The sequence below is a fragment of the Pseudomonas sp. LAM2023 genome, from assembly GCF_016620375.1.
Classification (GTDB): domain Bacteria; phylum Pseudomonadota; class Gammaproteobacteria; order Pseudomonadales; family Pseudomonadaceae; genus Aquipseudomonas; species Aquipseudomonas anuradhapurensis.
In genome coordinates this window covers 766,391-781,732 of record NZ_JAENHV010000036.1, presented here as the reverse complement: position 1 = coordinate 781,732, position 15,342 = coordinate 766,391, and the positions used below count along the sequence as shown (strand labels likewise).

At 63.5% G+C, this 15,342-nt stretch carries 12 protein-coding genes; 9 read left to right on the top strand and 3 right to left on the bottom strand.

The features are described 5' to 3' along the window. Nucleotides 1-85: 85 nt before the first annotated feature. The 4 genes from nhaB (at nucleotide 86) to JKP78_RS23075 (ending at nucleotide 4,048) form a co-directional block, all read left to right on the top strand. Nucleotides 86-1,588, top strand: coding sequence for a sodium/proton antiporter NhaB (gene nhaB, locus JKP78_RS23090; RefSeq protein ID WP_200627747.1), 1,503 nt, complete (start codon nucleotides 86-88; stop codon nucleotides 1,586-1,588). A 185-nt stretch (nucleotides 1,589-1,773) separates the two neighbouring features. Next, the gene (locus tag JKP78_RS23085) at nucleotides 1,774-2,388 is read left to right on the top strand and encodes a dihydrofolate reductase family protein (protein ID WP_186686970.1); all 615 of its coding nucleotides are present in this window, start codon (nucleotides 1,774-1,776) and stop codon (nucleotides 2,386-2,388) included. An 80-nt stretch (nucleotides 2,389-2,468) separates the two neighbouring features. Further along, a complete protein-coding gene (locus JKP78_RS23080; RefSeq protein WP_186686968.1) occupies nucleotides 2,469-3,029 on the top strand; it encodes a lipocalin family protein in 561 nt (186 codons plus the stop codon). Between the two features lie 59 nt (nucleotides 3,030-3,088). Next, nucleotides 3,089-4,048: a ribonuclease Z gene (locus JKP78_RS23075; protein ID WP_200627746.1), complete on the top strand. Its 960-nt coding sequence runs from the start codon at nucleotides 3,089-3,091 to the stop codon at nucleotides 4,046-4,048. A 310-nt stretch (nucleotides 4,049-4,358) separates the two neighbouring features. Here JKP78_RS23075 and JKP78_RS23070 read toward each other — a convergent pair whose 3' ends face one another. Together JKP78_RS23070 and JKP78_RS23065 are read right to left on the bottom strand one after the other, a co-directional pair. Further along, on the bottom strand, nucleotides 4,359-5,642 hold the full coding sequence (locus tag JKP78_RS23070) for a Zn-dependent hydrolase (protein ID WP_186686963.1): 1,284 nt from the start codon (nucleotides 5,640-5,642) through the stop codon (nucleotides 4,359-4,361). A 76-nt stretch (nucleotides 5,643-5,718) separates the two neighbouring features. After that, nucleotides 5,719-7,209: an NCS1 family nucleobase:cation symporter-1 gene (locus JKP78_RS23065; protein WP_186687158.1), complete on the bottom strand. Its 1,491-nt coding sequence runs from the start codon at nucleotides 7,207-7,209 to the stop codon at nucleotides 5,719-5,721. A 338-nt stretch (nucleotides 7,210-7,547) separates the two neighbouring features. On the opposite strand from JKP78_RS23065, the gene hydA reads away from it, so the two are divergent. The 3 genes from hydA to preA all read left to right on the top strand — a co-directional run bounded on the left by hydA (nucleotide 7,548) and on the right by preA (nucleotide 11,795). Next, complete coding sequence (gene hydA / locus JKP78_RS23060) at nucleotides 7,548-8,987, top strand: dihydropyrimidinase (protein ID WP_170030610.1); 1,440 nt, start codon at nucleotides 7,548-7,550, stop codon at nucleotides 8,985-8,987. 165 nt (nucleotides 8,988-9,152) lie between these two features. Next, nucleotides 9,153-10,520 carry an NAD(P)-dependent oxidoreductase gene (locus tag JKP78_RS23055; protein WP_200627744.1) on the top strand — a complete coding sequence of 456 codons (1,368 nt, stop codon included), beginning with the start codon at nucleotides 9,153-9,155 and terminating at the stop codon, nucleotides 10,518-10,520. Next, on the top strand, nucleotides 10,521-11,795 hold the full coding sequence (preA, locus tag JKP78_RS23050; protein ID WP_200627743.1) for an NAD-dependent dihydropyrimidine dehydrogenase subunit PreA: 1,275 nt from the start codon (nucleotides 10,521-10,523) through the stop codon (nucleotides 11,793-11,795). 276 nt (nucleotides 11,796-12,071) lie between these two features. On the opposite strand, the gene JKP78_RS23045 is transcribed toward preA, so the two are convergent. Continuing rightward, nucleotides 12,072-12,692, bottom strand: a complete 621-nt coding sequence (locus JKP78_RS23045; RefSeq protein ID WP_170030615.1) for a TetR/AcrR family transcriptional regulator — start codon at nucleotides 12,690-12,692, stop codon at nucleotides 12,072-12,074. A gap of 451 nt (nucleotides 12,693-13,143) precedes the next feature. On the opposite strand from JKP78_RS23045, the gene JKP78_RS23040 reads away from it, so the two are divergent. After that, the gene (locus JKP78_RS23040) at nucleotides 13,144-14,472 is read left to right on the top strand and encodes an AAA family ATPase (protein ID WP_200627742.1); all 1,329 of its coding nucleotides are present in this window, start codon (nucleotides 13,144-13,146) and stop codon (nucleotides 14,470-14,472) included. Next, entirely contained in the window at nucleotides 14,469-15,311 is an 843-nt protein-coding gene (locus tag JKP78_RS23035) for a hypothetical protein (RefSeq protein WP_200627741.1), read from the top strand. The genes JKP78_RS23040 and JKP78_RS23035 overlap by 4 nt, the downstream gene beginning before the upstream one ends. Nucleotides 15,312-15,342: the final 31 nt, after the last annotated feature.

The following is a 15,342-nucleotide window of genomic DNA, read 5'->3' as shown; positions in this document are numbered from 1 at the left end:
GTGCCAAAAACGGGACTGTATGCCTTGCCTAAGGCGCGCTGATGCGGCACCGTTCGCCATCGCCGAATCATAAGGAAACATATTCATGTCGCGCTCCCTGACTGGCGCCCTCGCCCACGGCTTCCTGGGCCAGTCGCCGCTGTGGTACAAGGCGGTCATCTGCCTGTTCCTGGTCCTCAACCCGCTGCTGCTGGTCAGCCTCGGCCCGGTTGCCGCCGGCTGGGCACTGGTGCTCGAGTTCATCTTCACCCTGGGCATGGCCCTGAAATGCTACCCGCTGATGCCCGGCGGGCTGCTGCTGGTCGAAGCCCTGCTGTTGCAGATGACCACCCCGCAAGCCTTGTACGAAGAGTTGCAGCACAACTTCCCGGTCATCCTGTTGCTGATGTTCATGGTCGCAGGCATCCACTTCATGAAGGAACTGCTGCTGTTCCTGTTCTCGCGCATCCTGCTCGGGGTACGCTCGAAGGCCATTCTGGCATTGCTGTTCTGCGTGCTGTCGGCATTCCTCTCGGCGTTTCTCGATGCGCTGACGGTGACCGCCGTGATCATCAGCGCCGCGGTCGGCTTCTATGCGGTCTACCACCGGGTTGCCTCCGGCACCAACCCGCGCGAGGACGCTGCACTCGACAGCGACCAGCAGGTCGCAGCGCTGCACCGCAACGACCTCGACCAGTTCCGCGCCTTCCTGCGCAGCCTGTTGATGCATGGCGCGGTAGGTACCGCCCTGGGCGGGGTATGCACCCTGGTGGGCGAACCGCAGAACCTGCTGATCGGCCACGAAATGGGCTGGCACTTTGCCGATTTCTTCCTCAAGGTGGCGCCGGTGTCGTTGCCGGTGCTGACTGCCGGCCTGCTGACCTGTGTACTGCTGGAGAAACTGCGCCTGTTCGGTTACGGCAAGCTGATGCCCGAGCCGGTGCGCCAGGTACTGGCCGCCTACGCCGCCGAGGATGACGCCGCGCGCACCCAGGCCCAGCGCATCGCCCTGTGGGTGCAAGGGCTAGCCGCGCTGATCCTGATCGTCTGCCTGGGGTTGCACGTTGCCGAAGTCGGCCTGATCGGCCTGATGGTGATCGTGCTGATCACGGCATTCACCGGCATCACCGACGAACACCGCCTGGGCCGTGCCTTTCAGGACGCCATGCCGTTCACCGCGCTGCTGGTGGTGTTCTTCGTCGTTGTCGCGGTGATTCACCAGCAGCAGCTGTTCGCCCCGCTGATCACCTGGGTACTGGGACTACCGGCCGCGCAGCAGCCGGGCATGTTGTACCTGGCCAACGGTTTGCTTTCGGCGATCAGCGACAACGTGTTCGTCGCCACCATCTACATCACCGAAGTGAAGCAGGCGTTTCTCAATGGCGGCATGAGCCGCGAGCATTTCGAGACCTTGGCCGTGGCGATCAACACCGGCACCAACCTGCCCAGCGTGGCGACCCCGAACGGGCAGGCCGCGTTCCTGTTCCTGCTGACCTCGGCCATCGCGCCGCTGGTACGGCTGTCGTATGGGCGCATGGTATGGATGGCGTTGCCCTACACCGTGGTGATGGGTGGCCTGGGGTGGTGGGCGGTGACCTACTGGCTGTGATGTAGCCTGCTCTGGCCCTATCGCCAGCAGCCAGTGCCCACAGGCGTAGCGTGCATTACCTGTGGGCACTGGCCTGCCAGCGATAGAGGCAGTGCAGAGACAGCACAAGCCTCTGTCGATTCCGCTGCCTGCCATTCGACTATCCCATGCCAGCAGCCACCCCGGCTGCCAACAGGAGAGTCCCCATGCGCAAACTCATCGTAGCCGCGTTCATCAGCCTCGACGGCGTCATGCAGGCCCCCGGCGGCCCGCAGGAAGACACCAGCGGCGGTTTTACCTATGGCGGCTGGCTCGTCCCCTACGCCGAGGAAGTTTTCGGCCAGGCCATGCAGGCCTTGTTCAGCCAGCCCTTCGAGCTGCTGCTGGGCCGGCGTACCTATGACATCTTCGCCGCTTACTGGCCAAAGGTGGATGGCAGTTCGCAAGACTTCTCCATCGCCAACCTGTTCAACAGCGTGCCCAAGCATGTGGCCACCCACGCCCCGGCTACCCTCGCCTGGCACAACAGCCATGCCCTGGGTGCGGACATCAGCGCAGCGGTGCGGGCGCTGAAACAACAGGCCGGTGCCAACCTGCTGACCCAGGGCAGCAGTGAACTGGTGCAGCAACTGCTGGCCGCGGGCCTGGTCGATGAACTGCAGTTGCTGATCCACCCATTGCTGCTTGGCCATGGCAAACGCCTGTTCGGCGACGATGCCGCAGCGGCGGCCTTCACCCTGCAGCACTCGCAGGTTTCGCCAAAGGGTGTAATCATCGCCCGCTACGTACGCGCTGGCGACGTGCAGACCGGCTCGTTCTGAAAGGCGCGATTGCGTACAACTTTTGCCGCGCGCCCGCATCGAAACACAGGTAAGCCCCCTCCACCGCAAGGAGCTCGACCATGGCGCTACGCACCCCGCTGCTGCTTTCCTGCCTGACCCTGGCCCTGCTCGGCTGCGCCGGCAACGACCACCCGGCGCCACCACATACCCAGCAGGTCGACCTGCAACGCTACCAAGGTACCTGGTACGAACTGGCGCGGTTGCCGATGTTCTTCCAACGCAACTGCGTGCAGTCCGAGGCACACTATGGCCTGCGTGCGGACGGCCGCATCGACGTGACCAACCGCTGCCGGGAAAAGGACGGCCAGTGGAATGAAGCCAAGGGCATCGCCGAAGCCCAGCAACCGGGTAGTACCGACAAACTCTGGGTGCGCTTCGACAACTGGTTCAGCCGCCTGGCACCCGGCCTGACCAAGGGCGAGTACTGGGTGCTGTACCACGACAAGGACTACCGCGTGGCGCTGGTCGGCCACCCCAACCGCGAGTACCTGTGGCTGCTGTCACGCACACCGGCCATACCGGACCAGACGCGAGACCAGTTGCTGGATATCGCCAGGGAGCAGGGCTACGACACCAGCAAGCTGATCTGGCGCCAGGCGGATGCCGACGTGACCAACTGAAACCACCGGCGACCCGGACGGCTCGGCCGCCCGGGTTTGGCCAATAACAAGGAGTTGTAATGGATCTGCTGTTCCTCGGCACCTCCGCCGGGGTGCCTACCAAGGCACGCAACGTCAGCGCCACGGCCGTGATCGAAGCCACGGGCAGCCACTGGTACCTGGTCGACTGTGGCGAAGGCACCCAGCACCAGTTGCTGCATACCCCGCTTTCGATCCGCGACCTGCGGGCGATCTTCATCACCCACGTACACGGCGACCACTGCTTCGGCTTGCCGGGCCTGCTGGCCAGCGCCGGCATGAGTGGGCGCACCCAGCCACTTGAGCTGGTGCTGCCCAGTGCCCTGCATGAATGGCTACGCCAGGGGCTGGCGGTCAGCCAAACCTTCCTGCCGTTCGAACTGCGCCTGCTGGCCGTGGAGGATCTGCTGGAGTGGCGCAGTGAGGCGATGCACGTCACTACCGTGCAGCTGTCGCACCGGGTACCGAGCGTCGGCTTCGTGTTCACCGAACTCAACCCCGAACCGCGCCTGGATATCCCGCGCCTGGAAGCCGAAGGCATCCCCCGCGGCCCGCTGTGGGGCGAGCTGGCCAAGGGCTTCACGGTAGAGCATGAAGGCCGGCTGCTGCACGGCCGCGATTACTTGCGCCCCTCGCGCCCGCCACGGCGGGTGATCGTGTGCGGCGACAACGACAACCCCGAGCTGTTGGCCGATGCCGCCCAGGATGCGGACGTGCTGGTGCACGAAGCCACGTTCACCCAGGCGGTGGTCGAACGTACCGGGGTCACCTTTGGCCACAGCACCGCAGCGGCGGTGGCGCGCTTCGCCGAAACCGCAGGCGTGCGCAACCTGGTGCTAACGCACTTCAGCGCCCGCTACCAGCACGACCCACGGCGCAGCCCGAGCATCGTCGATATGCGCGAAGAGGCCCTTGCACATTACCGTGGCCATCTGACCCTGGCGCAGGACCTGCAGCGCTATCACATCGGGCGGGAGGGCTGCCTCGAACCGAGCGGATGATTCAATGGGTTTCCGACCCTTTTTTGGAGTTCGTATGGACGTTCGACCGCGGGTATCGGCCGGGATCGAGGCGAGCCGCCAGCCCACAGGGGCAGCAGGTGCCGATGGTGCATTTGCGGCGTTTCTGGCAGATCTTACCCAGCCCGCCCCGGCAGCGCGGCCGCTGTAGGAGCGGCCTTGTGTCGCGAAAGGGCCGCAAAGCGGCCCCGGTGGTGCCTGCTTCTACTTCAGGATCCTGGAGCTGCTGCGCAGCCCGATCGCGACACAAGGCTGCTCCTACAAAAAGCGCGTACTCCTGATATTGAGGGCTCTAGGCCGCCAGGCGTCCGCTGGCAATCGCCTCCGACGCCGCCAGCATCGCCCGCAGCAACACCGCGCAGCCCGCGGCCAGGTCCTCAGGGGTGGCGTTCTCGATTTCGTTATGGCTGATGCCGTTCTCGCACGGCACGAAAATCATCCCCGCCGGCCCCATCTCGGCAAGGAAGATCGCGTCGTGCCCTGCCCCGCTGACGATGTCCATGTGCGGCAAGCCCAGCGCCTTGGCCGACTCGCGCACGGCATCGACACAGCCCTTGTCGAAGTACAACGCCGGGAAGTCCGCCGTCGGCACCAGCGTGTGGCTCAAACCGTGCCTGGCGCAGGTCGCCTCGATCACCGCACGCACTTCACTGATCATCGCATCCAGTTGCTCACCTTGCAGGTGGCGGAAGTCCAGGGTCATGCGCACTTCGCCGGGGATCACGTTGCGCGAGCCGGGGTAGGCCTGCAGGCAACCCACCGTGCCACAGGCGTGCGGCTGGTGGCCGAGGGCGGTGCGGTTGACCGCTTCGACCACGGCGGCAGCACCGACCAGGGCGTCCTTGCGCAGGTGCATGGGGGTCGGGCCAGCATGGGCTTCGACGCCGCGCAGGGTCAGGTCGAACCACTTCTGGCCAAGAGCACCCAGTACCACGCCAATGGTCTTGGCCTGGTCCTCGAGGATCGGCCCTTGCTCGATATGCGCTTCGAAATAGGCCCCCACCGGGTGGCCCTGCACCGCGCGCGGGCCGGCGTAGCCGATGGCGTTCAACGCCTCGCCGACGCTGACACCCTGGGCATCACGCTTGGCCAGGGTCTCCTCCAGGGTGAACTTGCCGGCAAACACGCCTGAACCCATCATGCACGGGGCAAAGCGCGAGCCCTCCTCGTTGGTCCATACCACCACTTCCAGCGGCGCTTCGGTTTCCACACCCAAGTCGTTGAGGGTCCGAATCACCTCCAGCCCCGCCATGACCCCGAAGCAGCCATCGAACTTGCCACCGGTGGGCTGGGTGTCGATATGGCTGCCGGTCATCACCGGCGGCAGCTTGGGGTTACGCCCCGGGCGCCGGGCGAAGATATTACCGACCGCGTCGATGCTCACCGTGCAGCCGGCGGCTTCGCACCATTGCACGAACAGGTCGCGAGCCTGGCGGTCGAGGTCAGTCAGGGCCAGGCGGCAGACACCGCCCTTGGCAGTGGCACCGAGGCGCGCCAGGTCCATCAGCGATTGCCACAGGCGGGCGCTGTCGATATGCCGGGCGGTGGTGTTGAGGATTTCTTGGACTGGGGTCACGGGTTTCTCCTTCAGGCTTTGTTGTTGTCTGTGCCGGCCTGATCGCGGGCATGCCCGCGAAGCAGCAGACGCGGCCTCACGGCAAAGGCTTGGCCACCCGCGCCGGGCTGCGCGCCAGCACCCCGGCGAACAGGTAATACAGCCCCCCTCCCAACAGCGAGCCGGTGAACCAGCCATAGTCGTAGAACCAGCTGAAGCTGCTGTTGCCGATGGCCATCACCGTCAACGCGACCGGCAACGCAAAGGCGGCAAAACCAGCCCAGTTCCAGGCCGGGTACACGTCGTCGCGGTACAACCCGGCCAGGTCCAGCTGCTGCCGGCGGACCAGGAAGTAGTCCACCACCATGATCCCGGCGATCGGCCCGAGCAGGCTGGAGTAGCCCAGCAACCAGTTGGAGTACACGCTCTCCAGGCTCAGGTCGGAAACGATCCAGCCCAGCTTCTTGAGCAACTCATGGCCCATCAGCGCCAGGCCGATGAAGCCGGTCAGCCACACCGCGCGGCTGCGCCCGATCAGGCGCGGGGCGATGTTCTGGAAGTCGTTGGTCGGCGACACGATGTTCGCTGCGGTGTTGGTCGACAGCGTGGCGATGACGATCAAGGCCATGGCCAGGGCCACCCAGAACGGGCTGTGGATCTTGCCGATCAGGCTGACCGGGTCGGCCACGGTCTCGCCTACCAGCGACGCCGAGGCGGCGGTCAGCACCACGCCCAGGGCGGCGAACAGGAACATGGTCAGCGGCAGGCCGAAGATCTGCCCGAGAATCTGGTCCTTCTGGCTGCGGGCGTAGCGGCTGAAGTCGGGGATGTTCAGCGACAGCGTGGCCCAGAAGCCGACCATGGCGGTGAGCCCGGCGCAGAAGTAGCCGAGCACGTTCGCGTCGGCCGGGCGCTTGGCCGGCTGGGCCAGCAACTCGGTCATCGACATGTGCGGCAGGGCCCAGAACAGCAGGCCGACGCCCACCGCCACCAGCAGCGGTGCCGACAGCGTTTCCAGCCATTTGATCGACTCGGCGCCGCGCAGCACTACCCACAGGTTCAGGCACCAGAAGAGCATGAAGCCGATCACCTCGCCGGTACCGCCCAAGGCCTTCCAGCCGTCGAACACCGAGCCAAGGAACAGGTGGATGGCCAGGCCACCGAACAGGGTCTGGATGCCGAACCAGCCACAGGCGACCACTGCCCGGATCAGGCACGGTACGTTGGAGCCGAGGATGCCGAACGACGAGCGCAGCAGCACCGGGAACGGGATGCCGTACTTGGTGCCGGGAAAGGCGTTGAGGGTGAGCGGGATCAGCACGATCAGGTTGGCCAGCAGGATCGCCAGCAAGGCCTCGCCCACGCTGAGGCCGAAGTAGGCGGTGAGCACGCCGCCGAGGGTGTAGGTGGGTACGCAGATGGACATGCCCACCCACAGGGCGGTGATGTGCCATTTGTTCCAGGTGCGCTGGTGCACCTTGGTCGGGGCGATATCGTGGTTGTAGCGTGGGCTGTCGAGGACATCGCTGCCCTCGGCCAGCTCGAACAGGCCATCCTGCTCGACCACTTCCGATCTGCTCTGCTGCATGGGAGGCTTCTCCAGATGTTCTTCTAGTTCTTCGCTCATCGGGTCGATCCGACGGCCGGAGTACACGCTTTATGTGCTTGAAAATCTCGACCAGTTTTTCATCTTGTCAAGTCAGACAACCTTCCCGAAAGCCCCGCCGCCAGCACGACAATATGAATTAATCGTTTATTTTCAGTGAGTTAAAAACCATGAAATTCATGGGAAAATTTTCTTGCCGAATCCAGGATCTGCATCTAGCCTCGAATCTTGTCAGGCATGACAGGATTAACCGCCCTGCTCGCCTGCCCCTGACAATTCCAAGAACCGGCCCAGACCGGTCAGCCTGCGAGGAAGACGGCATGTCCCTGTTGATCCGTGGCGCCACCGTGGTCACCCACGAAGAAAGTTACCCCGCCGATGTCCTGTGTGCCGATGGCCTGATCCGCGCCATCGGTCAGAACCTCGAACCGCCCACCGGCTGCGAAATCCTCGACGGCAGCGGCCGTTACCTGATGCCCGGCGGTATCGACCCGCACACGCACATGCAGTTGCCGTTCATGGGCACCGTGGCCAGCGAGGACTTCTTCAGCGGCACCGCCGCCGGCCTGGCCGGGGGCACCACCTCGATCATCGACTTCGTCATCCCCAACCCGCAGCAATCGTTGCTGGAGGCTTACCACACCTGGCGTGGCTGGGCGCAGAAAAGCGCCAGCGACTATGGCTTCCATGTGGCCATCACCTGGTGGAGCGAGCAGGTGGCCGAAGAGATGGGCGAACTGGTTGCCAAGCATGGGGTGAACAGCTTCAAGCACTTCATGGCCTACAAGAACGCCATCATGGCCGCCGACGACACCCTGGTGGCCAGCTTCGAGCGCTGCCTGCAACTGGGTGCGGTGCCCACCGTGCATGCCGAGAACGGCGAGCTGGTGTACCACCTGCAGAAAAAACTGCTGGCCCAGGGCCTGACCGGGCCGGAAGCGCACCCGTTGTCGCGCCCCTCGCAAGTCGAGGGCGAGGCCGCCAGCCGCGCCATCCGCATTGCCGAAACCCTCGGTACACCGCTGTACCTGGTGCACGTTTCCAGCCGCGAAGCGCTGGATGAAATCGCCTATGCCCGCGGCAAGGGCCAGCCGGTCTATGGCGAGGTGCTGCCCGGCCACCTGCTGCTGGATGACAGCGTCTACCGCGACCCGGACTGGGCCACCGCCGCAGGCTATGTGATGAGCCCGCCGTTCCGCCCGCGCGAACATCAGGAAGCGCTGTGGCGCGGCCTGCAGTCGGGCAACCTGCACACCACCGCCACTGACCACTGCTGTTTCTGCGCCGAGCAGAAAGCCATGGGCCGGGATGATTTCAGCCGGATCCCCAATGGTACGGCTGGCATCGAGGACCGCATGGCGGTGCTGTGGGATGCCGGGGTCAACAGCGGGCGCCTGTCGATGCATGAGTTCGTCGCGCTGACCTCCACCAACACGGCAAAGATCTTCAACCTGTTCCCGCGCAAAGGTGCCATTCGCGTTGGCGCCGACGCCGACCTGGTGCTGTGGGACCCGCAAGGTACCCGCACCATCTCGGCCAAGACCCACCATCAGCAGGTGGACTTCAACATCTTCGAGGGCCGCACTGTGCGCGGCATTCCCAGCCACACCATCAGCCAGGGCAAGCTGCGCTGGGCTGATGGCGACCTGCGCGCAGAAGCGGGCGCGGGGCGCTATGTGGAACGGCCGGCGTATCCGTCGGTGTATGAGGTGCTCGAGCGCAGGGCCGAAGTGCAGCGGCCGACGCCCGTGCAGCGCTGAAGCCATTGGGGCTGCTGCGCAGCCCATCGCGACACAAGGCCGCTCCTACACGAGTACGCGGTTCCTTGCAGGAGCGGCCTAGTGTCGCGATGGGACGCGCAGCGGCCCAGGAAACCACTGCAATCCTTGTTGCCTGCATCCAAAAAAAATAGAGAGGCTACAACCGTGATCGACGCCCTGAACCACTTGCCGCGCCCCCGGGCCGGTGCCGACCAGCTGGCCGAGCGCTTCAGCGACCTGGCCCCACCCCTCACCCCGCGCCAGGCCGCCGTCGAAAGCGCGCGCTGCCTGTACTGTTACGACGCGCCCTGCGTCAACGCCTGCCCCAGCGAAATCGACATCCCGTCGTTCATCCATCGCATCAGTGACGACAACCTGCAAGGCGCCGCCGAACGCATCCTTTCGGCCAACATCCTCGGCGGCAGCTGCGCCCGCGTCTGCCCCACCGAAATCCTCTGCCAGCAAGCCTGCGTGCGCAACAATGCGCAGGAATGCGCCCCCGTGCTGATCGGCCAACTGCAGCGCTATGCCCTGGACAATGCGCAGTTCACCGCGCACCCGTTCCAGCGCTCGCCAGCCACCGGCAAGCGCATCGCCGTGGTCGGCGCTGGCCCGGCCGGGCTGGCCTGCGCCCATCGCCTGGCCATGCACGGGCATGACGTGGTGGTGTTCGAAGCCTGCGACAAGGCCGGTGGCCTGAACGAGTACGGTATCGCCCGCTACAAGCTGGTGGATGACTTCGCCCAGCGTGAAGTGGCGTTCCTGCTGGGCATCGGCGGCATCGAGATTCGGCACGGCCAGCGCCTGGGTGGCAACCTCAGCCTGGGCGAGCTGCGCGACCAGTATGACGCGGTGTTCCTCGGCCTCGGCCTGAATGCCGTGCGCCAGCTGGGCCTGGCCGCTGAAGAAGCCCCCGGCCTGCTCGCCGCCACCGAATACATCCGCGAGCTGCGCCAGGCCGATGACCTGAGCCAACTGCCACTGGCCGACCGCTGCCTGGTGATCGGTGCCGGCAACACCGCGATCGACATGGCGGTGCAAATGAGCCGCCTGGGCGCCCGCGATGTCAACCTGGTGTACCGCCGCGGCCACGCTGACATGGGCGCCACCGAGCACGAACAGGACATCGCCAAGGCCAACCAGGTACGCCTGCATACCTGGGCGCGCCCCGATGCCGTGCTGCTGGATGCCAGCGGCAAGGTGCGCGGCATGCGCTTTGCCCGCACCGAGCTGGCTGACGGCCGCCTGCGCGACAGCGGCGAAACCTTCGAGCTGGCCGCCGATGCCATCTTCAAGGCCATCGGCCAACGCTTCGACGACAGCAGCCTCGGCGACCCGCTGGCGACGCAACTGGCCCGCGACGGCGAGCGCATTCGGGTCGATGCAAACATGCAGACCAGCCTGCCGGGCATTTACGCCGGTGGCGACTGCACCGCCCTGGGCCAGGACCTGACCGTCCAGGCCGTACAACACGGCAAGCTGGCCGCCGAAGCCATCCATGCCCAACTCATGCTCAATGTGGAGGCAGCATAAATGGCCGACCTGTCGATCGAATTTGCCGGTATCAAGGCACCCAACCCATTCTGGCTGGCCTCCGCACCGCCAACCGACAAGGCCTACAACGTCGTGCGCGCCTTCGAGGCCGGCTGGGGCGGCGTGGTGTGGAAGACCCTCGGCGAGGACCCGGCGGCGGTCAACGTGTCGTCGCGCTACTCGGCGCACTATGGCCCGAATCGTCAAGTGCAAGGCATCAACAACATCGAGCTGATCACCGACCGTTCGCTGGAGATCAACCTGCGCGAAATCACCCAGGTGAAGAAGGACTGGCCCGACCGTGCGCTGATCGTGTCGCTGATGGTGCCGTGCGTGGAAGAGTCATGGAAGTTCATCCTGCCGCTGGTGGAAGCCACCGGTGCCGACGGCATCGAGCTGAATTTCGGCTGCCCGCACGGCATGCCGGAGCGTGGCATGGGCGCGGCGGTGGGCCAGGTGCCGGAGTACGTGGAGATGGTCACCCGCTGGTGCAAGACGTATTGCGCGCTGCCAGTGATCGTCAAGCTCACGCCGAATATCACCGACATCCGCCAGTCGGCCCGCGCCGCGCACCGTGGCGGGGCCGATGCGGTGTCGTTGATCAACACCATCAACTCGATCACCAGTGTCGACCTGGAGCGCATGGTCGCCCACCCCATCGTCGGCGACCAGAGCACCCATGGCGGCTACTGCGGTTCGGCAGTCAAGCCGATCGCCCTGAACATGGTGGCGGAAATCGCCCGCGACCCACAGACCCTTGGCTTGCCGATCTGCGGCATCGGCGGTATCGGCAACTGGCGCGACGCCGCCGAATTCATGGCCCTGGGCAGTGGTGCCGTGCAGGTGTGCACGGCGGCGATGTTGCATGGCTTCCGCATCGTCGAAGACATGAAGGACGGCCTGGCACGCTGGATGGACCAGCATGGGCATCGCAACCTCGAGGCGTTCCGCGGCCAGGCGGTGGCGCATACCACCGACTGGAAGTACCTGGACATGAACTACAAGTCGGTGGCGCACATCGACCAACAGGCATGCATCGGCTGCGGGCGCTGCCATATTGCCTGCGAGGACACCTCGCACCAGGCCATTGCCAGCACGCTGAAGGCAGATGGCACGCATGCCTACAGCGTGGTGGAGGAGGAATGCGTGGGTTGCAACCTGTGCCAGATCACCTGCCCGGTGGAAGGCTGCATCGACATGGTGGCGCAGGATACCGGCAAGCCGTACCTGAACTGGACGCAGGACCCACGCAACCCCTACCGCGAGGCCAGTTGAAGCGGATTACTACCCGACCGACTGACGCAATCAGTGTAGCAGCGGCTTCAGCCGCGATCACCGGCATAGCCGGTGCCAGCCAACGCGTCGCCTGCATCGCGGATAAATCCGCTCCTACAGTTGGCGCCGTACCTGTAGGAGCAGCCTTGTGTCGCGAAAGGGCCGCGAAGCGGCCCCGCATTCATCTAACGATGCGTAAATCGACGGGGCCGCTCTGCGGCCCTTTCGCGACACAAGGCCGCTCCTACACGGCCGGCGCAAACCAGGCTTTGCCCATCAAGGCTCCAGCCCGATCCCCCGCAGAATCACGCAAGTCACCGTCTGCACCGCATTCTCGAACGCCATGTCCGACAACGCCTCGCCACCATTGAGCAGCTCGACCTGGTAACCAAAGTCGGCATAGTGCTGGGTCGAGGCCCAGATCATGTACAGCAGCGCCGAAGGCTCCACCGCCAAAATGCGCCCCTCTTCTACCCAGCGACGGATCTTGGCCTCCTTCAGTTTGGCCCAGGGCACCAGGCTTTCCGCCAGGTCCGCCCCCAGCACCGGTGCCCCGTGCAGCATCTCCTCGGCCCAGATCTTCGAACCCAGCGGGCGTGAGCGTGAATGGCCCATCTTGGCGCGGATATAACTGGTCAATACCACGCGCGGGTCGTCGAAGTTCTCGAAGCACAGCGCGTCCTGTTTCCACACCTCCAGCAGATCCTGCAACACCGCGCGGAACAGGTCGTCCTTGGTGCTGAAATAATAGTGCAGGTTGGAACGCGGCAACTCGGCCTGCTCGGCGATATCGCCCATCGAGGTGGCGCCGTAGCCCTTTTCGGCAAATACCTTTTCCGCCGCCTGCAGGATCTTGCCGATATTGCGCCGGCGGATTTCGATCTTGTGGTTGGCCATCAGGCTTGCGCCGTCCACACCGCCAGTTCGTAGCCGTCCGGATCGATGACGCTGACATTGAACTCGATGTTGCCGATCTGCCGATCTGTACCGCGAATACCCATGGGTGCTCCGTGCCGAATGGTGTTTGCGCTAGGCTCTGTACGAAAAGTCTTGAGACGCAGGTCAGGCAAGGCGAAAACAGCCGAGGAAGCGGAGTGTACTGGAGTACATGAGCATTCCGAGGCTGTTTTCAACGCAGCATGAACAAGTATCAAGGCTATTCACACAGAGCCTAGGCTCTGTGTGAATAGCCTTGATACTCGGTTCGGGTAGCTTCTCGCAACTGCTAAAATGTGCGCCACCATGATTGCTGACAGGCATGACGTTGATCATTGCCCAAGCCCCCTCGCCAACAGACAGTCGCCTTTCAGGATGACTGATACGCCTACAGAACTGGAAGGACCTCACGATGTACCTGGTGCGAATCGCGTTGCGCGATGTCCGATCGATCAAGTCCTTGGACCTGGACTTCCATGCCAGTGCCGGCGGAACGCGTCGCTGGACCTTGCTACTCGGAGAAAACGGCTGCGGCAAAAGCTCGGTGCTGCGAGCCATTGCATTGCTGCTGGCAGGCAGCGATGCCCTTCCTGAACTGCTCGGTGACCCTGATGCGTGGATCAGCAATGGCGCGAAGAAATGCCGCATAGAAGGAACACTGGTTACCGCCAAGGGCGAAACCCGAGAGATTGCGCTGGAAATCAACCGTGGTGACGGGATCCGCAAGATCTTTGCGAACAACCATGACTCGCTGGAAGCGCTGGATGCCGCGATTGCCAAAGCTGATCGCAACTACTTTGTCCTGGCCTACGGTGTTTCCCGTCGGCCACCGGTGATCAACATGCGCGCCACGTTCCCCGATGAACGCTCACGCGTGCCACGGGCGCAAGGTATGGCGACAATGTTTTCGCCAGACGCCAGCCTGGTGTCACTTGAACAGTGGGTGATGGACCTCGATTACCGAAAAGGCCTGTCGTCGATGATGGGCGCGATCAACGAAGCGCTGGACAAGCTTTTACCCGGCATGCAGTTCTCGCGAATCGATCGGGCCACGCGGCAGATCATTTTCAACACGGTGGATGGCGAAATACCACTCAACCAGCTTTCCGACGGCTACCAGAACATGGCCGCCTGGTGTGGCGACCTACTGTACCGAATTACCGAAACCTTTCCCGACCGCAAGAACCCCCTCAGCACGCGCGGGGTGCTGCTGATCGACGAAATCGATCTGCACCTGCATCCGGTGTGGCGGCGCCATCTGGTTGATTTTCTCTCCAGCACCTTGCCGAACTTCCAGTTCATTGCGACCACGCACTCGGCACTCACGGCACAGCAGAGCGGTGAAGGTGAGCTCTATGTCATCCGAAGGGAAGGTGCAGAGGCAACGCCGACCCTGGTTCCGTTCATCGGTGAACCGCGCAAGATGATGCTTCATCAACTGCTGATGAGCCCTATGTTCGGTTTGGACTCGCTGGAATCAGTCGAAATCGAAAAGGCTCGCAACGCAGTCAGAGAACTCTGCCTTAAAGAGTCGCTCAACAAGCAAGAAGCAGCGCAAATGAAAGCGCTGCAGGCAATCTTGAACGATGCCCCCGAATGGGACGTCATGCCGCACTATGCGAAAGAGCAAGCCGAGTTGATCCTCAGCCTCAAATCTGCACTGCTCGAAAACAAGCGCAAAACCAAGATATCGCCAGACAAACTCACCGCCATCACAAAAAACCTAGAGAGCGAGCCATGATCAAGGTTTCGCGCACTCGCTCTGCCGCAAAACTGAAGGGCTTTACCGGGACTCAGCTGGAAACCAAACTCAACAACCTGGTGCAGTACTACCAGGACGACGGCCATACGGGAACGGTCAATTTCAGACTGAAGAACCGTCAAGTCTGGGGCCGCGCCAAGCCGCAACTCAAGGTCGAGTCCTGCAACAAGTGCATCTACTGTGAAGCGGACACTGGCGTGGTAGCGCATGGCGACGTCGAACACTTTCGACCCAAAAGCCAGTACTGGTGGCTGGCGTACTGCTACGACAACTACACGTTCAGCTGCCAGATCTGCAACCAGACCTATAAAGGCGATACGTTCCCGGTGCAGGGCCCAAGGCTCGCGCCGCCTACAGTGCCGTTGACCCTACCCAGCGACGGCGCAGAGCTGAAATCCTTGTTGCAGACTATTTGCCCCGACCCAGTCACCACCACGGATGCTGCAGTGGCCCAGCTCTACGCCAAGGAAGATGCTGAACTCATCAACCCCTACGTCGCCGACCCTGAACAGTTCTTTGCCTGGAAAGCCATCCCGGAAACACGCGAAGTCTGGTTGGTTGGCATAACCGGATCCAGTCAATCCAGCAGAGCGGTGAAGGCTGCAGAGGACGTGCTCGGGTTGAACCGCCAGGAATTGCTGCGCCTGCGCTGGAATGCCTACGAAACGCTAGAGACGCTGGTATTGCTTTTTCAGGAAGGTAACTTTGCTGCCGAGCGCCAGCGTGATTTCCTGCTGCGGATCCGAACCCAGGCCGATGCAGACCGCCCTTTTGCCGGTATGACACGGTTCTTTCTGAAAAGTTGGGGTCTGCTCTAGCCACCCGGCAGCTGCATGCCAGTCGCCTGTA